The organism is Thalassotalea sp. 273M-4 (assembly GCF_041410465.1).
GTDB lineage: Bacteria > Pseudomonadota > Gammaproteobacteria > Enterobacterales > Alteromonadaceae > Thalassotalea_A > Thalassotalea_A aquiviva.
On sequence record NZ_CP166961.1, the window covers coordinates 3,167,084 to 3,189,579 of the forward strand.

Below are 22,496 nucleotides of genomic sequence, written 5' to 3' on the forward strand. Positions count from 1 at the left end.
ACCAGCGTTAAAAATGTGTGTCGTCCAATAAGATAAAACGACGATGAAAAGACAAGACGGCATTTTTCCTCGCTTTAGCCTGCAAACGCGGTCTCAAATTCGCATAATTAGACCAATTGAGTATATAATCCACACAAACAACACAACATAACCTTCTATGAAATATAACGACTTAAGAGATTTTATTGACCAACTCGAAAAACTTGGCCAATTAAAACGGATCTCACAGCCTATTTCCTGCGATCTGACAATGACCGAAATAAGTGATCGGACATTGCGTGCAGAAGGCCCAGCATTACTGTTTGAAAACCCGATTGGTCACGACATTCCAGTATTAACCAACTTATTTGGTACCCCTGAACGCGTAGCTTTAGCGATGGGGCAACAAGATGTGGCGGCATTAAGAGAAGTCGGTAAATTGTTGGCGTTATTAAAAGAACCTGAGCCACCAAAAGGATTTAAAGACGCCATCGATAAAATTCCGGTGTTTAAGCAAGTACTTAACATGCCCGTCAAGCGTCTGAAAAAAGCCCCTTGCCAACAACAAGTGTTTACTGGTGATGAGGTGGATCTAACCACACTGCCAATTCAAACATGCTGGCCGGGCGATGTCGCTCCTTTAATAACATGGGGTTTAACCATTACCCGAGGTCCTGAAAAGGAGCGTCAAAATTTAGGTATTTATCGTCAGCAATTGCTCGGTAAAAACAAAATTATAATGCGTTGGTTATCACATCGTGGTGGCGCATTGGACTTTCAAGAGTTCAAGCAAAAACACCCTGGTGAAAAGTTCCCTGTAACGGTGGCATTAGGAGCCGATCCTGCCACTATATTAGGCGCCGTTACCCCGGTTCCAGATTCTTTATCTGAATACGCTTTTGCCGGTTTATTACGTGGTAGTAAAACCGAGGTTGTTCAATGTATTAGTAATGACTTAGAGGTACCTGCCTCGGCTGAGATCGTACTTGAAGGGTATATCGACCCTGAAGAAATGGCTGCTGAAGGACCCTATGGTGACCACACCGGTTACTATAATGAAGTAGATGATTTTCCGGTTTTTACCGTCACTCACATGACGTGTCGTAAAGACCCAATTTATCACAGTACCTATACTGGCCGTCCACCTGATGAACCGGCTATTTTAGGGGTCGCATTAAACGAAGTATTTGTGCCTATAATACAAAAGCAATTCCCTGAGATTGTTGACTTTTATTTACCACCAGAAGGCTGTTCTTATCGCATGGCGGTGGTGACAATGAAAAAGCAATACCCAGGTCATGCGAAAAGAGTCATGATGGGGGTCTGGTCATTCTTACGCCAATTTATGTACACCAAATTTGTCATCGTTTGTGATGATGATGTCAATGCACGTGACTGGAAAGATGTCATTTGGGCAATGACCACACGTATGGACCCTGCTCGCGATACCACCTTGGTGGAAAATACCCCTATTGATTATCTTGATTTTGCTTCGCCAGTATCTGGCTTAGGCTCAAAGATGGGCATGGATGCAACCAATAAGTGGCCCGGAGAGACCGATCGCGAATGGGGTGAACCCATCGTAATGAAACAAGAAATAAAAGATCAAGTTGATGATATTTGGGATGATCTCAACATCTTTAACAAGCAGTAACCTTAACGAAAAGACAACATAATGAATACCATTGATTGCAAGGTAGAATCTATTACCCCGTTAACAGAAACGGTTTATCAAATTCTGTTAAAGACTCCAGAACCGGTTGACTATGAAGCAGGTCAATATTTGAATGTGGTTATGAGCGCTGATGATAAGCGCCCATTTTCTATCGCATCAAGTCCAGGCGGTGCCCAAATCGAGTTGCAAATTGGTGCCTTTGCTGCCGACAGTTGGGCAATGCAAGTGATTGATCATATGCGACAAAATGACAGCGTCAAAATTGAAATCCCACTTGGTAATGCGCAAGTTAGAGCCAACAGCCCCCGTCCGATCATCTTATTAGCCGGCGGGACGGGCTTCTCTTATGTAAAATCAATTCTTGGCGATTTAGTCCGTCGCCAAGTACCACAACAGGTATTTTTATATTGGGGACTTAGAGATGTATCGGCGTGTTATCAACTCGAAGACACCGCTAAAATGGTGGCGCAATTACCTCAGGGCAGTTTTATTCCTGTAGTTGAAACCGCCAATGGCAGTTGGCAAGGGGAAGTTGGTAAAGTACACCAACCACTTCTCGATAGGTTTGACGATTTATCTGCTTACGATATCTATATGGCTGGCCGATTTGATATGGTTGGTTTTTTACGTAATGAGTTTATTGAACAAGGCGCCAACGTTGACCATATGTACGCCGATGCTTTTGCCTTTTTATAAGACACCCTAGCATTTCATTTAGCTCTGTTTATCCGATATTGCCCGCTGGGTTAATAAAGAGATTAAACAGAGCTAAAATCAACATTGGTGGTGCTTAAGATGACTTTTCAATGGTCCATAAGTAATCTCGATGAGCGCCACAGATTTCACTAAAACGACTCGCTGCCGAGTTATTACCTTGATAAAAAATTTCTTGTATTAGGCTTGCTCTGGCTTTTAATAATTGCTCATAGCTTGATGCCGACATGGTTGACAGTTTTCGGTATTTACCGCCAATAACATGGGTTAAAAAGCCCCACGAAGCCAATTTTCCCTCTTTTACATAACGATTATAAATCGGGGCAAAGTCATTTTGCACAATCTCATCGACCTGATCTTCCATGCTGATATCGCATTCCATATACACCGACATAGTCGCCTCGCCTCGCGCTTGCAACGCATCCTTTTCCATTGCACTACCGGCCACCATTTGCCAAACGTAATCTTCATGGCTTCGACACCCAGATGATAATGCATCACTGCCATCGCCAAAGGCTTTGCTCATGCGATCTTGAATTTGAATTTGAGATTTAAAGAGTTGTTCAACCGTTGGCGCAGAAAACACCAATAATCTTCGCCATTCACCGCCGGTGTGATGACTAAGCCAGCCATAACCACTGATGATTTTATCTTTTACGGCTTGTTGATAAATAGGGACATATTTTTGTTCTACTAATTTGTCGACTGACTGCTCGGCATCAGGATCGCATTTAAAGTAAGTCGCATAAACATACGTACTCTGATTTTCAACTTCGGCTGCTTGGCTGATGTGACTGCTTAATATATAGGTAAAAATAAACAAAACAAATGAGCTTAAAACGACTTTCATGGTGTTTCTCCTTAGCCGGTGTCGGCTTGGTTGTTATCCACCCAAACGTAAACACAATATTAACCAAGGTGCTAAATCACCAACGGCCCCATTTGTATGGCTAATTTCTTTGGTCATATTAAGTTTACAAACCGCATATGGGTATAGAGCTAAAGCCTAGCTTATAACTTGATATTTGCTCTATAGACTTTAATTTTAAAGGGCTCAAGCAAAAGTGTTAATTAAACACCAACCTCGTTTTGGTCTAGCTAGAATTTAACATTTGCTTTCATTTTCAATAGATTATCCATATAGTAAGTGGACAAAATAACAACAAAAAGGAATTCTATATGCGCAATCGCATCCTACGATGGTGTTCAATTGCTTGCTTTTCTTTAAGCAGTACATGGGCTGTGGCCGCTGTGGTTATGAAGCCTACGCCTTTACCGGAAGCTCAATACCCAGCGATTTTAAAAGGCAACTACCACAGTAACATCACCAAGCCCGAAGCTATTTTAGGTTTTGAGGTGGGTGAAAGAACCGCAACGCCTGAACAAATAACCGAGTTAGTTACCCTATGGGCGAGTGAAAGTGAGCGCGCGCACATTGTCGAATACGCCCGCTCGTACGAAGATCGCCCATTGCATTATTTGGTGATTTCTGCACCTGAGAATTTAAACAATTTAGCGCAAATTAAAGATAACATTGCAAGCCTTAGTCATCCGAGTAAGCTTTCTGATGCGCAAGCGAAAACGCTCATTGAGCAAACTCCAGCAACCGCTTGGATGGCGTATAGTATTCATGGTAATGAAACTTCGGGGGCCGATGGGGCCTTAGCGTTAATTTATCATCTGCTGGCCTCTACCGATACCGATGTGGTGGCAATGCTTGACCAGTTAATTGTTCTCGTCGATCCTCTTATGAACCCAGATGGGCGGGCAAGATTTAGTAAAAACTTACAAGAACATCGCGCTACTGCCCCTAATTTTGATACCCAATCTTTGCTTCATTCAGGGATTTGGCCTTTCGGTCGCACAAACCATTACATGTTTGATTTAAATCGTGATTTCTACTTCGCTGTAAACCCTGAATCACGAGGCCGGATTAAAGCAATTAATCAATGGTATCCCCTTTTAATGATTGATGGCCATGAAATGGGCGCCTTAGATAACTTTTTATTTGGTCCACCAAGAGAACCCATTAACAAACATATCGCTAGCAGCATCAAACGTTGGAGTGATAAATTTGCCACCGATCAAGCCGCACAATTTGATCAAAACCAATGGCCATACTACACCGGTGAATGGTTTGAGAATCTCTACCCTGGTTATTCAAATTATGCCGAATACCGAGGTTCTATTCATATTCTTTACGAACAAGCTCGCACCGCGGAAGATGGCGTACGTTTGGCAAATGGGAGCATTCGTTCATACAAACAATCTGCCGATCATCAATTTGTTAGCTCGCTGGCAAACTTAAAAACACTGCAACAAAATCGTCAGCAAATCTTCGCCGATTTTGTTAAAAACAGACGAGCAAACATCGCCAGCAATGGCCCTTATGCCAATAAGAGTTTTGTTATTTTACCAACCGATAATCACGCCAGATTAGCTAACTTACTCGATTTATTGCGTCTGCAAAATATTGATTATTTCTTTACCACTAAAGAGATGAAACTGGATGATGCCAAAAACCATCTAGGTCAAATCAAAGACACCAACATCCCGAAGGGGTCTGTGGTGATCCCTAATCGTCAATTTGAAGCGCCGTTAATTGCTGCCATCATGGAGTTTGATGCTGAAATATCCGAAGCCGTATTATTAGAAGAGCGACAAAAAACTCTGCGCAATGGTGGTTCCATCATGTACGACTCGACAGCCTGGAATTTGTCGATGATGTTTGGTTTACCGGCCCTTGAAGTGAATGAACACATCCGTGATAACTTAACCAAAGAATCTCCAAGCTACAACCCTGGTCTGAGCAATACCGATAATGCGATTGCGTATTTAGTGGACGGCGCATCCGATAAATCCGTTGCCTTTGCGGCTCGCTTAATGGAGCAAGACATAAAGGTGCGCGTATTGGATAAAGAAGCCCGTTTTAACAATCAATCGTTTAACCGAGGCACCGTGGTTGTGACCCACCATGACAATTTAATGGATGAGCAAACCTTGGTTCGGTTAGTCGAAACAACAGCGCAAGAGACCAAAACCAAAGCCATAGCCATCAATCAAGGTTTAGGCGCTGGCGATTTACCTGATATTGGGGGGCGCCATTTCAGGTTGCTGACCAAACCACAACTTGGTTTGATCACTCAAAATGGTATTTCACCGGGTGATTTTGGCTCTCTTTGGCATATGATAGATACCGAACTGGGGATCCGTCATTCTCATCTTGCTAACGATTTATTAGCGCGCTCTGATTTACGTCAATATAACGTATTGGTAATACCGGGTCGTTGGTACGGCTCTTTATCGAAAGCATCTGTAACTAACCTAGATACTTGGACTAAGCAAGGTGGCACCTTAATTGTGATGGGTAACTCAGCAAATCAATTTATTGCTAAAGAGGGGATATCTAAAGTTAAGCCACTAAAAGCCAGCTTAGAAAAAGCCCAAGAGTTTAATATTGCACTTTATCGTGAATGGTTGGCCGAGCAAGACAATATTTCAAATCAAACCTTGGTGGCAAATCATAAAGTACCAGATGACGTTTGGTTTCCATGGGCTGGTAATGATGAATTGAAACCAATGAGCAAAGAACAGCTTGAACAATGGGAAGCATGGTCTGCTAACTTTATGCCCTCAGGTGCGATGATTGCAACCCGAACAGATCAGCAACATTGGCTAACCTTTGGCGTAGAGCAACAACTGCCCGTGTTAACTTCTAATGGCCCTTTATTTATGGTTAATCAAGGGGCACAAGCCGTGGTTCGTTATGGGGTTTTAGTCGATAACCCAAAAGCTCAAGAGAAAATGATTGGCTGGAGCACCATTCCCCAAGGTAAAGACTTGTATGTTCGAATGAGTGGTCTTGTTTGGCCCGAAGCAGCCCAACGCATTGCCAATACGGCCTACTTAACCCGTGAAGCCAGCGGCAAAGGTCAAATTATCTTATTTGCCGACAGCCCTACATTTCGGGGTGCAACCAAAGGCACCGCAAGATTGTTATTAAATGCAATGATTTACGGTCCGGGTTTAGGCGCCCGTGCTCAGATTGAGCTATAGATAAGACAATTGCTCGGCTAACGGGCAAAGATAAAAAGAGGGTCAGCCAAGCTATTAACCTCTTGTGTGCATTTTTTGATGCGCAAATATAAGAGTAAATATTAATGAAAGGGCTATGAATTAATAATTTATAGCCCTTCTTTTTATGACCGCTTTGTGCCATTCAGAATCATTCACATAATTAGAAAAATAGCACCAAAGAAGCACGCACACTATCGAAAACAGTGCACCGTCACAGAAAGAATACGCTCATCCATGAGCCTTCCTGCATTAGTGCATCCGTGCACGTCACAGAAAGAATACGCTCATCCATGAGCCTTCCTGCGTTAGTGCATCCGTGCACGTCATCCCACCATGTGTTTGGGTGGGATCTTTATCAGTTTCGAAGTGACTCGAATTTAGAGTTGTTCACATTTTCAGAAAAAGAGCACCGTCATTGCGGCGAAGGCCGCAACCCCGTTGATTCATCAGTGCCTCTATAAATCGCATAATTAAATAAGATCAAAGTACAAATCTCGCCAATCGGGATTCACTTCCCCTATCAACCGCTCTTTCCATGGTCTATGCCATTGCTTTAATCTTTTTTCTCTCACAATAGCGTTTTCCATATCACTATAAATCTCAAAATAAACTCATTTAGTTAGGTTGTATTTGGCACTAAAGCCTTTAATTACTTTTTGTTTATGTTGATAAATTCGCTGAATTAAATTGCTAGTCACACCAATATACATAACAGTATTTCGTGTGTTAGAAAGAATATAGATAGCGGGTTGTTTCATAATTGAAGTCCTTTTCAAAAAGAGAGCTTCAATTATAGAGGATATTTACTTTGTAGAAATAAATGTTACGAATTAAGAGGCACACTTTTACTAAACTAGGTTGCGGCCTGCGCCGCAATGACGGATATATTTTTCTAATATCATAAAGGGCTCTAAATCGCTCAAAGCGGAAGTTAATCTGCCGCTTGCTTAAGTCTATCCCAACGATATCGAAGGCAAAGTCAAATAACGCGATACTTACTGCAACAAGTTTTATGTAGGATAGATATTTGTCCAACATAATTGGTAAATGGCTTGAGGCTCAGCCTCTTGTTTACCTGCTAGCCGGCATTGTTCACAACGGATGTAACACATAGTTTTTCGACTTAAGCCATGCTTTTGCTTCGGCTCCTGTCATGGCTTTAGCGGCCAGCGTATTGACGGCTTTTATGCCTCGATGGTATTGCTTTTTAAGAAGGTTAATACTTGTTGATAGCTTTGCGGTGGCGATAAATAATAGCCTTGGCCATATGGGCATTGCATATCTTTGAGGATTTGGCACTCATGTTCGAATTCCAGTCCTTCGGCCACGGTTTCCATACCTAAATTTTTCGCCATTTCAATGATCGTTTTTACAATGACCGTGTGTTTTTTACTGCGACATAAGTTATTAATAAACGAGCTGTCAATTTTCAGCACATCAAAAGGGTAACGATACAAGTAACTTAAAGATGAATACCCCGTACCAAAGTCATCCAAGAATAAGCGTACTCCGATGTTTTTTAATGCTGTCATATTGGCCAACACGGTACTGTTATTTTCAATTAATACGCGCTCGGTCAACTCTATCGCTAACGCCCCTAACGGCAGTTGATGCCTTAACATAATGTCTTGTATTTGTGGAACAATATCTGACTTTAAAAAGTGACTGCTAAATAGATTACAACACACATAGAGGGCGCTTTCGGGGTTTAATCGACGCCAAGTTCCAACAGCTTGGGCGGCTTTATCAAGAATTTGCAAATCGATTTTTTCAATTAACAAAGTATCTTCCGCAACCTCAATAAAATCATCTGGCATGATAATTTTTTGCTTATTGTGCCAACGCGCTAAGGCTTCATAACCAATAATTTGATTGGAAGTTAAATCAAATATCGGCTGAAAATCAGGCAAAAATTCGCCTTTGTTAATCCCATCGATAATATCTGCTTCGAGCTGAATAGAAGCCAATAAAGCTTGATGCATATGCGCATCATAGATTTCACAACGCCCCTTGCCTTTGTCTTTGGCTTGATACATGGCAGTATCGGCATCGCGCAGCATTTCTTCGGCAACCTGATAACGTTTGTCACTGAATAAAATACCGATACTGGCACCAATATGAATACGACTGGTGTTGATGTAAAAGGTTTGTTCGAGCTCTTTGATGATGCGTTTGGCGACGTTAATTGGTGCGTTAAAATCATCCAAGTTATCCAAAATAATGGCAAATTCATCACCACCCAAGCGCGCTATCGTATCTTGCTGTTGAATAAAGGGTTCAATATGCTCAGCCACTTGCTTTAATAACAGGTCACCAATATGGTGTCCTAGGCTATCATTCACTTTTTTAAAATGATCAAGGTCGATAAATAAAATGGCAAAGCCATAGGCCCCATCAACGTGCTGCTTGGCGATTTTACTGTTGAGTTGTTCGTAAAAAAAACTTCGGTTACGCAACCCCGTTAAGGCATCATGAGTGGCGGAGTATTTTAATTCTTCTTCGATGCGCTGGCGCTGAGCGATTTCTTCGCGCAAAGCGGCTGTTCGCTGATTAACCGTCGCTTCTAGCCAGTTTTGCGACTTTTGTAAATAATCGGCGGCTTCCTTGCGCAGTAACGCCGTTGACACATGATGAGAGACAAAGGTTAACAGCTCGAGTTCTTTATCGCTGTATACAATATCAGCTTGATAACTTTGAACCACCATCGCACCAACAATCTGATCGTTCTGTTTTAATGGTAACCCTAACCAAGAGTAGGCTTGAATCTGTGTGTGGTTGACCTTGCCTTGTGCCACGAGCATTTGCATGTGATCTCGCGTTAACAACAAGGGTTTGTTTTGTTCGATTAAATACTCGGTAAAGCCTTTGTGGCTGGTTTGTCGTTTATGTTGATTTAAATCTGGGGTCATTGAATCAACATAATATTCAAATCGCACCCGATTTTTGCTCTGCTCAAAACGAGCTATAAAGAAGTTTTCAACAGACACCAACTGCCCAATAATTTGATGCAGACCTTGATAAAACAGGCCCATGTCTAGTTGGGTACTGGTGAGTTCTGAAATATCAAATAAGACTTGCTTTAACCGTTCATTTTGACGAATGATCGTTAACTTTTGTTCTAATTCTTGGGTTCGCTGTTGTACCGCTTTTTGTAATGCATCTTTACTTTTTAAGCGATCAAGCGCGGTGATCACATGACTGGCGACAAATTCAAGAAAGACACTGTCGCGCTTTTGATAACGCACGTTATTGGAGTAACTTTGTACCACCATAAGACCCAAAACTTCACCATCTTTGAGTAAAGGTACGCCTAACCAATCAACACCGGCAGAGCCTCTTAGTTGAACCAAACCCTTAGCCATTAACCTCTTGTCTTTTTTCGGTGTCACTAAAAGTGGCTTTTTTCGCTTTAACACCAATGCCGACAAACTTCCCTCAATATCTTCTTGAGTCTGACTGCTAGGGCATTGATCTTTTTGATCTTGATGAAAAACAAAGTCTAATCGCTCGGTTTCATGGTTGATCAAAGCGACAAAAAAGTTTTTTGCATCAATCAGTGAAGCAACCGTTTGATGAAGCTGGTGATAAAAATCATTGAGCGATTGGCAATGGTATGCAAGATCGGTAATTTTATGCAGCGCTGAATGCATATACTCCAATTGCCGATGTTGTTGCTGTAATTGATAAAATTGTTGTTGGTAATCTGTCATTGCACTGTCGTCATCTTAAGTTGGCATAATGGTCAACAAAAGTTCACGCTACTTCCATAATGCTTTGAAAAATTTATTAAAAATAACTTGTTTAATAGGATACTCTAGCAAAACTTTGATTCAAAGAGCAATTTAACTGACGCGAAAATTTACCCAAATAGAGTGGATACTAGGCATTAATGCTCTACATCGTGTTGGCTAGGCTCACCCTTGTCCGGTTCGGGCTTAGGCTGTGGTGCGCGCTTTTGTGCATAGTATTGAGCTAATAACCTCATATCCTGATCTGACAGGCGTTGCACCATGCCTTGCATAATGTCATTTTCACGTTTTTTCGCTTTATAGTCCTGCAACTGCTGGTAAATATAGCGTTGCTCAAGACCCGCTAAATTTGGATAAATGGCAAATGGCGATATCCCCTCAGCTCCATGACAAGGCGCACAAAAAGCCACTAAGGTCTGACGACGCTGATTCATTGCTTCAAGTTGAGCTCTGTCGATTTGAGCTTCGGCCTCGACCGTGTCCGTTGCAGTCTGTGCTTTTGTTACCACCTGTTGTTCAATGTTTGTTGAAGGTGACTTAGCGGGTTGTGTTGTTTGTTCTGCATTTTGAGTTTCGGTTGCATACACCGAAGATGCCAAACTTAACAGTAGGCAGCTGGCAATAGAATATTTGGTCATGATAGGTAAAATCAGGTTAAAAAAAAGCGCTAGAAAAGCGCTTTTCTTAGAAGAGTAATCGTTATTTTAAACTTGCGTAGTATGCCGCTAAGTTTGCAATATCTTCATCTGTTAATGGCATTGCCATAGGCGCCATAACCGGATCTTTGCGAGTACCCGATCTAAAATCTTTAAGTTGCTTGGCTAAATACATCTCTTTTTGGCCAGCTAAATTTGGGTATGTTGGTATCGCTGATACGCCTTCAGCGCCGTGACATGCTGCACACATAGTTGATTTTGCTTTACCAGCGTCAATATCTGCTGCCATAGCCGGAGCGGCCATCACTGCACTAACAGCTAAAGCTAGTGTTAATTTTTTCATAGTACCTACTCTTTAATTGTGGATAAATTTATCGTAATTATATGGAAAAAAGCACAGACTGTCTGCGATTATTTTCAATATTACCAAATGATTATGATCATCTACTAAGGTGAACACGTATACAATCGTACTGACTCCAACATATCCACGTCAACAACGTTAGAGTACATTCCCATATGTTCCTGTTGTTATAATATACAGGACTGAACAAGAAATCGATTACTTTATGTACAAACAACCTGTTTTTGAATTTAATAATAAATTTTTCAATGAGTTACCTAATCATTATGAAAAGGTTAAGGCCACGCCTTTAACCCAAAGCAAGCTCATTACCTTTAGCTCACAAGCGGCTAAATTACTCAACTTACCCAAAGGTTTTCAACATACCGATGACTTTTTAAATGTTTTTAGTGGCCAAGTGATTCCCGCTCAAGGGCACCATATCGCCCAAGTATATTCTGGGCACCAATTTGGTCACTGGGCTGGTCAATTAGGTGATGGACGCAGTATTTTCATTGGCGAAGTTAATGGCTATGACATTCACTTAAAGGGAGCTGGACAAACGCCTTATTCTCGCATGGGCGATGGGCGGGCGGTATTACGTTCGACCATTCGCGAGTTTCTCGCCAGTGAGGCCATGGCCGCATTAGACATCCCGACAACACGCGCTTTATGTATTGTAGGTAGTGCGCAAGCCGTTTATCGTGAGCAAGTTGAAACAGGTGCCGTCATGACCCGTTTAGCCCAATCGCACATTCGTTTTGGTAACTTTGAACACTGGTTTTATTTGAATAAACAAGATGAACTCAATGCGTTAGCGGATTTTTGCATTCGCCACCATTACCCGGATTGTCAGAGTGCGAAACATCCAAAACTTGCGTTGTTAGAGCAGATTATAAACGCCACTGCGATAATGATTGCAAAATGGCAAGCTGTTGGTTTTTGTCATGGCGTGATGAACACCGACAACATGTCTATTTTAGGGCATACACTTGATTATGGTCCCTTTGCTTTTATCGACGATTATGAGCCTGAGTTTGTTTGTAATCACAGCGACCACACCGGTCGTTATGCTTTTGATCAGCAACCGGGTATTGGGTTATGGAACCTCAATGCGCTGGCTTATACTTTTTCAGGCTGGTTAGAGAAAGAGCAGATCGAAACCGCATTAAGCCGCTACGAGCCGACCTTAGTTCGCACCTACCTTGCCTTGATGCAATCCAAATTTGGTCTCGCTCAGCATAATTATGATGACCGACCGCTGTTGTCTGAATTTCTTCGTTTGTTAAGAAATGATAAAGTCGATTATACCCTTGCCTTTCGATACTTGAATCAAATTCGCATTGACGATCACAACAATCATCACTGCCCACAATTTTTAGCTTTATTTTCAAACACTAATGATATATTTGAATGGCTAAAGCTATACCGCGGGCGTCTTCGTAAAGAGACCTTAACCGACCAGCAACGTTGGCAACAAATGAATCAAAGTAACCCCTTGTACGTATTAAGAAATTACCTTGCTCAACAAGCTATAGAGCACGCTGAAGCTGGCGATTACAGTGAACTTAATACCCTATTATCGGTTTTGGAAACACCGTATACTCAACGACCTGAAGATCAACGATTTGCCGAACCGCCACCACAATGGGGCAAGCATATGGAAATTTCATGCAGCAGTTAATGTCAATAGAGCGCCAAGATAACGAGGTCATTGGTCTTAGGTTTTCAAGTTGGTGGCAACAAGAAGACATTGAGGCGTTATCACAACAGATATTTGCCAAATTACCAACGGCTAAAATATCAGAGCATGTGATAGGGGCGGACAGAGAATACTTTCGCTTTCGCTTTCAACAAGGGCACTTTATTTTACATTTTGAAAGCTATGCCAATGGCTGTTGGATAGAACCTGAAGATCAACTTTCGGTAAATATTTTTGAGCAGATAGAAACGCTTTTAAACAGTGTCGAATAAAAAAGGCGCTGACGTAATCAGCGCCTAAATGCGTTAAAAGCTTATCGCATTATTTTGATTCAACCGTAAAGCCGTTAGGGTTTGCGGTAACCGAGTGGCCATCGCTGAATTTCACCACCAGGTTATCATTGGTGTAATTGTAAATGACGTAGGTTTTTACCCCGTTTTTACTAAACACTACCGCAGCCGGGTGATCGGCGCTGACATCATAAGCTTTTACATGACCCAGTTGGTTCATGGTATGTAGCCAGTGATAGGTATGCGCTTTGGTTTCGCCCGCTTCTGGATTGTAATGCGCCATCGACTGATAATCTGCTAGAGCTGCTGGAGCATCATTTAATGCCCATAAGTTCCACCAAATATCACGCCAGTGATCTTCAACTAATCCAGATGGTTTGCCATTGCTTGAATCGGTCAGTCCCAAGGTGACGTAATCTTTCATGTACTCTTCATATAAGCCAACATGGAAAACTAATGAGTTAATCGGTAAACCTTGAATACCTAGAATGTGTGCAGGTGCGCCACTAAACCACGTTGAGAAAACCCCACCGTCGCCCCAAATAATGGAGGTGGTGATTTTGTCATAACCCGCAGGGAAATTACGCATCTCGGCATCATTAGTTTTATAACCATCAATGTCGTTCCAGTATTGCCAATAAGTCGCCGTCGTTGAGGCGTGCATGTACATGCCTTTTTCAACCAATTCTTGGTCGCCTTTAATCATCCCATATAACACAATCGCACCGTAAGCGTTAGCCGCCTCTGAAGTTGACTCATTATTGTTGCCTCGGGCAAAGTTCAGTTTCCCGGATGCCCATGAGAAACCATTGGCTGGGTCAAAGTTACGTAAATATGGAAACATCTCATCGTCTTTACTACCGGCATAATCACGAATTAATAAATCCACCATGGGACCAAACTGATCATCGCCACACCATAGGGGGTCAACACGACAAATTTCAGCCGCAGCTCGAACAAAATAACCGTAATGAAAGTGATGATCATTGAGCATTTGGTGGCTCATAAACGATTCTTCTAGTCCAAGTAAAGTGTTCCAGGTATCGTCGTACACAAAGTACTTCACTTGGTCTAATTGCGCATCCGTTTCGGCGGTAAACCAATCTTCTAACTCGGCTTTTAACCAGTTGCGTAATTGCGTTGCTTGCGCGGTTAAGCCGACTTGATCGGCAATAGCAATAAGCTCTGCCACTTTACCGTAATTCTTACCTGCCCAATAGGTGTCGGTATGGGTATTCCAGTTGCCCTCACCTTGCGCAATGAAGTCATCAACTAACGCTGTTAAGCTTGCATTGTCAAAACTTTGATCAATGGTTGGTAAGCTTGGCAACACACCAATGTAAGGAATTTGATAATCAAAACCTGATTGCTCCACATACTTGATGATGCCACGCGCAGAACGCGTTTGATACGCTGAGGTTACTTGCTGAGCGTGTTTCCAATGCAGAGGGTGCATACCCGTTACTGTGGTCACAGGTAAACCGTTTGTATCTAAGTATTGGTGGCTTACCGTCACTTCATTGTTATCACGATTGACATCATAACCAATGTTCACTGTTGCCACCACATTACGTGCATGTCGCTCAAAAAATTGCACCATAGCGTCCGCTGGTGTCGCTTGCGTAGGTAAGTAGCTTAGGGTGAGCTCTTTAGCTGAATTAGCAATGATAATTTCATTGCCTTCGATGTTAGTAAATTGGGTTTCACCTTCACCGGTCAGTAAGTAATAATTGGTGCTTCCAGCGACACTGGTCCACACCCCAAGACTATTGTCTTGCTGGTAGAAAATGCCTTTTTCACCCCCATCTGGGCGTAATGTTTTTAATACAATATCACCATCAAATGATTTGAAGTAAACATAAGGAGAACCATGAACAAAGGTCGCTTCCATTACTTCAGTATTGCCACTAAACCAGGCGACCGTCACACTGCCGTCGCTGTAGTCTTTTAACATTGCATCCATATTACTGTGGGCACTGTTGGCAATCGCTACGCCGTCAAAGACTTCTTCAAATGGATCTGGGATGCGGTAACCAAACTCGTTACCTAACACAGATAGCCCCGATGGAATACCCATCAAGCGCACACCTCGCTCGGTGACACGTGCCATAAGAGGATCTGGGGTAATGTAAGATGCCGTATTGGCATCACCTACCCGCATTTCACCCATAAATGGAATAGAGCCCCACCATTTGTGCGTTGGTGTTGGTTTATCTTTCGCCGCGCCCGTTAATTGTGGGGTGATAGGTGTTGGTGTGCCCGTTGGAATACCTGTATTGCTATCACAAGCAGCAATGCCGGGTTCGACAACACCGGCGTTGTAAATCCAGCTACCATAATCATTTACACAGCGATAGCTTGCTGGGTTGATGGTGTCCGACACATTACCGGCACCATAGTGCATTAAGGTATAATTTACATTGACTGGCGGTCGAACAACCTCACCACCGCCTTCAACAAAGCCGGTAAAGCGCACGTTATCGAGTAAAAACTCGGTGTCGGTGTGATTTGTTGCCCAAATTACAATGCCAGTATTTACTTTGCGAATATCTAGGCCGCTAGCAATAAAGTCCGCCACAGGTAATGTTACGCTTTGCCAACCGTTGGCCCCTATTGAGCCAATTTGCTTTTCACCTGATGTACATGGAAAATGGCAATCAAGTTTTACGGTGATGTTGCTATCACCAGAGACCACTTTGATGTCAAACTCTAAATCGCCTGAACGGTAATCAGTTAAATCCAAACCATCGGTGGCGGCAACAAAAAGCCCCGCCATATCTCCTGAAGCGGAGTGTTTAACCGATAATACTTGACCACGTATAGCATCATCTACCACCTGCCAGCTGATGCTTTCACATGGTGTGCCACCGCTAAAGCCACAATCACTCCAGTCTAAGACAGAATCAAACGCTTTGATGCCTGCATCCCACTTTGCATCAACAAGACCTGCACTTAGTACCTGATAATCATCACCGGATGCCGGTGGCGGTATCACCTCGCTAGGAGCAGCTAATACGGTAACTGTGCGGGTAATCGCAACCTGATTACCCGCCGCATCGGCGGCAGTGTAGGTTAATACATATTCACCAGCATCTCGACCAACAGTCCCCGTTATGGTAACTGACAAGTCACCATTAATGTTATCGGTCGCGCTCGCGCCTGGGTCAACAAAGGTTTGATCGTGAGCGATTTCAATACTCGCCGCACCAGTTAACGTAATCACCGGCATGGTGGTATCAGCAACCGTCACTACCCGAGTTATGCTACTGGTGTTACCTGCCGCATCCGTTGCCGTATAGGTTAGGGTGTAATCACCTGGCGCAACGCCGACCGTACCGCTGACGCTTATTGTAACGTCACCATCGGTTTCATCGATAGCACTGGCTCCAGGGTCAAGAAAGTCATGCCCTTGTTCGTGCATTATTGCTGACCCGCCACTTAATTCAATAACAGGTGCTCGCGTATCGACAGCAGGTGTGGGAGGCTGTGGCGTCTCTTCTTTGCTGCTACTGCCACCACAGGCATTGAGCAATGGGATAGTCACCGCAACCAAGCCACATGAGGCGATGGTTCTTAATTTAATTCGTTTCACTAGCGTTCCCTATAAGGTTATTTTAATTATTTCGTGTTGTTGTAACTTTCATTTTTTGCTTCTTATCAAGTACCATGCCCCTAACTCAATTGATACTAAATTGCGCTCAATAGGTCCGCTGAAAAGTTGAACGGTTTTTAGTCTCAAGATACATTGAGCTAAAATCATCGATGCGCTATAAGCCATTATTCTCATTTAAAAGTTTTCAATGCCTTGCTTTTATATCGTTTTAGCATAAAGATTAGTTAAATGGACACAAAATGTAATGACACATAGTGACTCAGATAAGGACGATCAGATGAGCAACTTAACTCACCAACAGTATTCCCCGTTTACCACGCTCTTGTGGGTGCTATTTTTAGTCTTTGGCATTCAAATTATTTTTACCTTGCTATTTACCATTGGCTTAAGTGTTTATGGATTTAGTGCGCCGCACATTGAACAAGTAACGTTCAGCCCAGCGTTCATGGCGTCAATTGGAGTGTTATCGGCGCTATGCACTTTACCTTTTTTAAAAGTCGCCATGGGACCTTCGAATAAAGCATTTCCCTTGCAGTTTTTGGCGATAAAACCGATCAATAGCCGCACCTTAATGAAAGTATTGGCGGTTGGGGTTGTCTGTTATGGGCTGGAAAGTGCGCTCTATCATATATTCGCGCTAGACATGCCGGCTTTCATGTTGCAATTAAAGGCCCAGGTTAATACAGGTTTTGACTTATTCGCGACCATCTTGGCGGTATGTATCATTGCCCCAATCGTAGAGGAGTTGATTTTTAGGGGACTCGCGTACGGACGTTTGGTTAACACACGCCTTGGGGTAACAGGGACCATTATTGTCACCAGTTTGGTGTTCACCATGATTCATATTCAATACGATATTGCTACTTTAGCGATTTTATCTATTGCTGCCCTGCTCTTTGGTTATGTGCGCTATAAAACTCAAAACTTGGTTTACTGCATTATTTTGCATGCTTTTTTAAACCTTATATCCACCATTGAATTGTTTATGTTTTTTTAACCAAAGAGCAAAAGTAGCAAACCATAAAAACTTGTTGTGCTCAGACGATTAGGAAAATATTTGCATTTCTTCACTGATTTGCTTGCGCATTTCCATCAGTTTAATGGCGGTTTGATGTTGCTGTTTATCTTCTTCGGTAACCGGTATCCATTGTTCGATTCGAGCTTTTTGACCTTGCTCATCAACCGCTACCATAATCACAATACAGTTGGTGGTGGTAATACGCGCCGCCGATTTTGGGTCACCTGCACTTACTTCAATCGCGATATGCATCGATGAGTTACCGGTATAAATAACCTTGGCGTTGACTTCAACCAAGCTACCGACGTGAATGGGAGCAATAAACCGAATCCCACCTGCGTAAGCGGTAACGCAATACTTACCACTCCAACCTGCGGCGCATGCGTAGGCGGCTAAATCAATCCATTTCATTACCGCCCCACCATGAACTTTACCACCAAAATTAACGTCTTGTGGCTCGGCTAAAAATCTTAACGTGATCTCTCGTTGTCTGTTTAACATTACCTTTCTCTTATTTGAACCTTTTCAAAGCGATGATTTAACGCGCACCAATCGGTCTTTAAACTGATGCGCTTATATTCTTTGCTGCTTTAATACATATTGAGCACTAGAGTAATAGACTTACCATACTTTGTTTACCTATTACCATGAATTATCCCGTCGATTGCTCACTACCCTTAAAGTTCTTTGCTGGGCAATGGCTGATAAGGATTTAACCAGTTTGACGTTAAATAAAAAACAAGTTAGCAACATCCACGTAACCATTGCATTATTTTTTACGCCAATTGTGGTAGCATCAAACTCATACTCTTCACAATGCTTGCATAGTAGTGCATCTGATAAGCTTTGAAGAAAAAATGACAACAATAAAAGGTTCCTAAAATGAAACAATTATTGCCTTTATTAGCGCTAAACGCCTTATTGTGTGGTAGCGCCTTTGCTAAGCAATTAACCGAACAAGACTATCAACGAGCAGAACAAACACTCGCCGTCAATACCAATAAATTGGTTACCGGTACCTTAGATTACCCTCGTTGGACACAAGATAACCAATTATACTATCGCACCAATATTGAAGATGGTTATCGGTTTTATCGCGTAGATGCAAAATCTCAGCAGCAATCACTAGCCTTTGATCATGCCAAACTTGCAAGCGCTCTTGCCGATATTAGTAACTCTGAGGTTGCACAAAATAAGTTACCACTACGCCAAGTTATGTTAGATAAACAAGGCAAACTGAAAGTTCGAATCAACAAAGACCGTTTTTTATGTGACTTAAGCGCCTATGTCTGTCAGCCAGATAGCCACGAAGTCAATGCCGATGAGTTCGTATCTCCCGATGGCAGCAAGTCGGTTTTTATCAAAGATAATAACTTATGGCTGAAAAACTTAACCAACCAAGAACTTACTCAGCTAACCACAGATGGGGAAGAAAATTTTGGCTACGGCACCAACAATGCGGGTTGGATCAGAAGCAATAAGCCAGTATTAAAGTGGTCACCAGATAGCAAAAAGCTCACCACCTTTAAGCACGATGGTCGCAACGTTGGAGACATGGCCGTTGTCTCTACATCTGTTGGTCACCCAGACATTGATGTTTGGAAATACCCATTACCTGGCGATGAACACATTTTTAAAATTCATCGAGTCGTAATTGATGTGGACAACGCGAAAGTGATCCCGCTTGATATGCCTGCTGACGAGCATCGCTCGACCATCACTGACCATGTCGCCGATTGGGATGGCACCTTGTTCGATATTGACTGGTCTGAAGATAGTAGCCACTTTGCTTTTGTTTCATCTTCTCGCGATCACAAACAAGCAACGCTTAAATTTGCCAACGCCAGCACCGGTAAAGTGAACACTGTTTTTACCGAAACAGAAGCCACATTTTTCGAGTCTGGGGTTAATGCCATCAGTTGGCGTTACCTTGATCAACGCAATGAAATATTATGGTTTTCACAACGCTCGGATTGGGGCCACTTCTACTTGATTGACGCCAAAACAGGTAAGGTCAAAAAACAACTGACGCAAGGCGATTGGACTGTTATTGAATTGCTCGATGTTAATCAAAACACGGGCAATATCACGTTTATCGGCGCTGGCCGTGAAGGTGGAGACCCTTATTTTCATTACCTGTATAAAGCAAATCTTGATGACGCTAAAATCACCTTATTAACACCTGAAAAAAAGCATCATCGAATCAGTTTGAGTAAAGATGGCAAGTACTTTTTGGATCGCGCATCCACCTACAACGAAGCCGAAATTAGCTCTGTTGGTCGCATCGAAGATAACCACAGCTTTATTGTGCAAACGATGGATATCAGCAAATTAACCAATACAGGTTGGCAACCACCAACACCATTTGTGGTTAAAGATAGAAATAACCAAGAAGACATTTATGGATTAATGTACTTACCGTCAAACTTTGACCCTAGCAAAAAATATCCCGTCGTTAATTACTTATACCCTGGGCCACAAGTAGGCTCAATCCGAGGTCGTCACTTTAGAGCCGCTCGTGGTGATAACCAAGCCATCGCGGAACTGGGCTTTATAGTAATTGAAATTGATGCCTTGGGTACCCCTGGTCGTAGCAAGAGCTTCCATGAATTTTATTATGGTGACATGGGCGATAGTGGTATTCCAGATCAGGTTGCCACGATTAAACAATTGGCGAAAAAACACAACTACATTGATGCAACCAAAGTTGGGATTTGGGGACACTCTGGTGGTGGCTTCGCTTCTACTCGAGCCTTATTAACTTACCCTGATTTTTACAGTGTGGCGGTCTCTCAAGCCGGTAACCATGACAATCGCAACTACGCCGATGAATGGGGCGAAAAATGGCATGGTTTATTAGAAACCAACGAAGACGGTAGCACCAATTACGACAGCCAAGCCAACCAACTTGACGTTGAAAACCTAAAAGGTAAATTATTAATTGCTCATGGCACCACTGATACCAATGTACCACCTTATAACACCTTGGTGGTTGTTGAAGCGCTAATCGCCGCCAATAAAGACTTTGATATGATCATGTTGCCAAATCGTGGTCATGGTTTTGCCCGCGAGCCGTTTATGATGCGCAAGCGTTGGGATTATTTTGTTAAACACTTAATGGGCGCGACGCCACCGAAAGAATTTGTCTTTGAGACCTTGAAAAAATAATACAGCTCATAGCTGACTGTATTATATAAATAAGGGCGCTATTGAGCGCCCTTTTGTTTACCTAACGTTTGCCAAATACCAATCCCACTAAGTTTTTGCTCAGTAAGCGTGAATATACAGTTTATTCGATAAAGCATTAATGAGTATTTCCCCGCATTTACAGACAAATTTGATAACCATCAAACAGCGTGCAACTTTCAATTAACAACTCGAAAACAATACGCTAATATCGACCAAACAATAATAATAAGAGACTTAAAGATGAACGTCGTAACGTCAAATTGGCAAGACCTTTTGCTTTTAGACCAACAGCTTACTGAAGATGAGCGGATGATCCAAAACATGGCCAGAGACTTTTGCCAGCAGCAACTGCAACCAGAGGTTATTGAAGCAAACAGACGCGAACACTTTGACCCTCAGATAATGCGTCAGTTTGGTGAACTTGGCTTACTCGGCGCAACGATTGATGATTATGGTTGTGCGGGGGTCTCTTACATTAGCTACGGCCTTATTGCGCGTGAAGTCGAACGCGTTGATAGCGCTTATCGTAGCGCTTTAAGTGTGCAATCCTCCTTGGTGATGCACCCTATTTATACTTGGGGCAGCGACTATCAAAAGCAAAAATATCTCCCCAAGCTGGCTACTGGTGAGCTAATCGGTTGTTTTGGTTTAACCGAACCCGATGCCGGTTCTGATCCTAATAGTTTGACCACTCGCGCCAAAAAGGTTGCTGGTGGTTATCAATTAACTGGCAATAAAACCTGGATCACCAATGCCCCCATCGCCGATGTGTTTGTTGTATGGGCAAAAAGTGAAGCTCACGATAATCAAATTTGTGGTTTTATTTTAGAAAAAGGCATGCCGGGTTTATCTGCCCCAAAAATAAACGGCAAAATGTCACTAAAAGCGTCGATCACCGGCGAAATCGTATTAGATAATGTTTTTGTTCCTGAACAGAACATGTTTCCAGATGTACGCGGATTAACAGGTCCTTTTAGCTGTTTAAATATGGCGCGTTATGGTATTGCATGGGGGGTTATGGGCGCTGCCGAAGATTGTTGGCATCGAGCTCGCCAATATGGTCTAGAGCGCAGTCAATTTGGTCGCCCATTAGCACAAACGCAACTCTTTCAAACCAAACTGGCCAATATGCAAACTGAAATCACTCTAGGGCTACAAGCCGCGTTTAGAGTAGGCCAATTAATTGATAATAAAACATTTGAGCCCAGTATGATCTCGTTAATTAAACGAAATAACTGTGGCAAAGCGCTTGAAATTGCACGCCATGCCAGAGATATGCATGGAGGCAATGGAATTTGTGATGAGTTTCATGTCTGTCGTCATATGATCAACCTAGAAACCGTTAATACCTACGAAGGTACCTACGATATTCACGGTTTGATTCTAGGCCGAGCGCAAACGGGTCTGCAGGCGTTTTATTAAATAAAAAAGAGGCTTGTGGATAAACACAAGCCTCTTTTATGCCATATAGGCGCCCTTTTTAGTTAAACG

15 protein-coding genes are annotated in these 22,496 nt (G+C 42.6%); 8 read left to right on the forward strand and 7 right to left on the reverse strand.

Annotation, left to right across the window (positions count from 1 at the left end):
- Positions 1–157: 157 nt before the first annotated feature.
- A complete protein-coding gene (ubiD, locus tag ACAY00_RS14100; RefSeq protein ID WP_371375071.1) occupies positions 158–1,633 on the forward strand; it encodes a 4-hydroxy-3-polyprenylbenzoate decarboxylase in 1,476 nt (491 codons plus the stop codon).
- A 21-nt stretch (positions 1,634–1,654) separates the two neighbouring features.
- Positions 1,655–2,350, forward strand: a complete 696-nt coding sequence (gene fre / locus ACAY00_RS14105) for an NAD(P)H-flavin reductase (protein WP_371375074.1) — start codon at positions 1,655–1,657, stop codon at positions 2,348–2,350.
- A 94-nt stretch (positions 2,351–2,444) separates the two neighbouring features.
- Here fre and ACAY00_RS14110 read toward each other — a convergent pair whose 3' ends face one another.
- Positions 2,445–3,218, reverse strand: a complete 774-nt coding sequence (locus tag ACAY00_RS14110; RefSeq protein ID WP_371375076.1) for a hypothetical protein — start codon at positions 3,216–3,218, stop codon at positions 2,445–2,447.
- A 329-nt stretch (positions 3,219–3,547) separates the two neighbouring features.
- Between ACAY00_RS14110 and ACAY00_RS14115 the strand changes: the two genes are divergently transcribed.
- Positions 3,548–6,424: a M14 family zinc carboxypeptidase gene (locus ACAY00_RS14115; protein ID WP_371375078.1), complete on the forward strand. Its 2,877-nt coding sequence runs from the start codon at positions 3,548–3,550 to the stop codon at positions 6,422–6,424.
- 632 nt (positions 6,425–7,056) lie between these two features.
- On the opposite strand, the gene ACAY00_RS14120 is transcribed toward ACAY00_RS14115, so the two are convergent.
- The 4 genes from ACAY00_RS14120 to ACAY00_RS14135 all read right to left on the reverse strand — a co-directional run bounded on the left by ACAY00_RS14120 (position 7,057) and on the right by ACAY00_RS14135 (position 11,193).
- Positions 7,057–7,203 carry a GIY-YIG nuclease family protein gene (locus ACAY00_RS14120; RefSeq protein WP_371375081.1) on the reverse strand — a complete coding sequence of 49 codons (147 nt, stop codon included), beginning with the start codon at positions 7,201–7,203 and terminating at the stop codon, positions 7,057–7,059.
- Positions 7,204–7,629: 426 nt separating this feature from the next.
- Entirely contained in the window at positions 7,630–10,155 is a 2,526-nt protein-coding gene (locus tag ACAY00_RS14125) for an EAL domain-containing protein (RefSeq protein WP_371375083.1), read from the reverse strand.
- Between the two features lie 176 nt (positions 10,156–10,331).
- A complete protein-coding gene (locus tag ACAY00_RS14130; protein ID WP_371375086.1) occupies positions 10,332–10,832 on the reverse strand; it encodes a cytochrome c in 501 nt (166 codons plus the stop codon).
- Between the two features lie 61 nt (positions 10,833–10,893).
- Positions 10,894–11,193 carry a cytochrome c gene (locus ACAY00_RS14135; RefSeq protein ID WP_371375088.1) on the reverse strand — a complete coding sequence of 100 codons (300 nt, stop codon included), beginning with the start codon at positions 11,191–11,193 and terminating at the stop codon, positions 10,894–10,896.
- A 226-nt stretch (positions 11,194–11,419) separates the two neighbouring features.
- Between ACAY00_RS14135 and ACAY00_RS14140 the strand changes: the two genes are divergently transcribed.
- Both ACAY00_RS14140 and ACAY00_RS14145 read left to right on the forward strand, forming a co-directional pair.
- The gene (locus tag ACAY00_RS14140; RefSeq protein ID WP_371375091.1) at positions 11,420–12,877 is read left to right on the forward strand and encodes a YdiU family protein; all 1,458 of its coding nucleotides are present in this window, start codon (positions 11,420–11,422) and stop codon (positions 12,875–12,877) included.
- Positions 12,865–13,167, forward strand: a complete 303-nt coding sequence (locus ACAY00_RS14145) for a DUF3630 family protein (RefSeq protein WP_371375093.1) — start codon at positions 12,865–12,867, stop codon at positions 13,165–13,167. The genes ACAY00_RS14140 and ACAY00_RS14145 overlap by 13 nt, the downstream gene beginning before the upstream one ends.
- A gap of 49 nt (positions 13,168–13,216) precedes the next feature.
- On the opposite strand, the gene ACAY00_RS14150 is transcribed toward ACAY00_RS14145, so the two are convergent.
- Positions 13,217–16,777 (reverse strand): glycosyl hydrolase, encoded by a 3,561-nt coding sequence (locus ACAY00_RS14150; protein ID WP_371375096.1) that lies wholly within the window; start codon positions 16,775–16,777, stop codon positions 13,217–13,219.
- Between the two features lie 298 nt (positions 16,778–17,075).
- Here ACAY00_RS14150 and ACAY00_RS14155 point away from each other — a divergent pair, with 298 nt between their 5' ends.
- Positions 17,076–17,795, forward strand: a complete 720-nt coding sequence (locus tag ACAY00_RS14155) for a CPBP family intramembrane glutamic endopeptidase (protein WP_371375098.1) — start codon at positions 17,076–17,078, stop codon at positions 17,793–17,795.
- Between the two features lie 48 nt (positions 17,796–17,843).
- Here the strand turns inward: ACAY00_RS14155 and ACAY00_RS14160 are convergent, their stop codons facing one another.
- Positions 17,844–18,317 carry an acyl-CoA thioesterase gene (locus ACAY00_RS14160; protein ID WP_371375100.1) on the reverse strand — a complete coding sequence of 158 codons (474 nt, stop codon included), beginning with the start codon at positions 18,315–18,317 and terminating at the stop codon, positions 17,844–17,846.
- Positions 18,318–18,698: 381 nt separating this feature from the next.
- Here ACAY00_RS14160 and ACAY00_RS14165 point away from each other — a divergent pair, with 381 nt between their 5' ends.
- Together ACAY00_RS14165 and ACAY00_RS14170 are read left to right on the forward strand one after the other, a co-directional pair.
- Positions 18,699–20,984: a DPP IV N-terminal domain-containing protein gene (locus tag ACAY00_RS14165; protein WP_371375103.1), complete on the forward strand. Its 2,286-nt coding sequence runs from the start codon at positions 18,699–18,701 to the stop codon at positions 20,982–20,984.
- A gap of 261 nt (positions 20,985–21,245) precedes the next feature.
- Complete coding sequence (locus ACAY00_RS14170) at positions 21,246–22,427, forward strand: acyl-CoA dehydrogenase (protein WP_371375105.1); 1,182 nt, start codon at positions 21,246–21,248, stop codon at positions 22,425–22,427.
- Positions 22,428–22,496 lie beyond the last annotated feature (69 nt).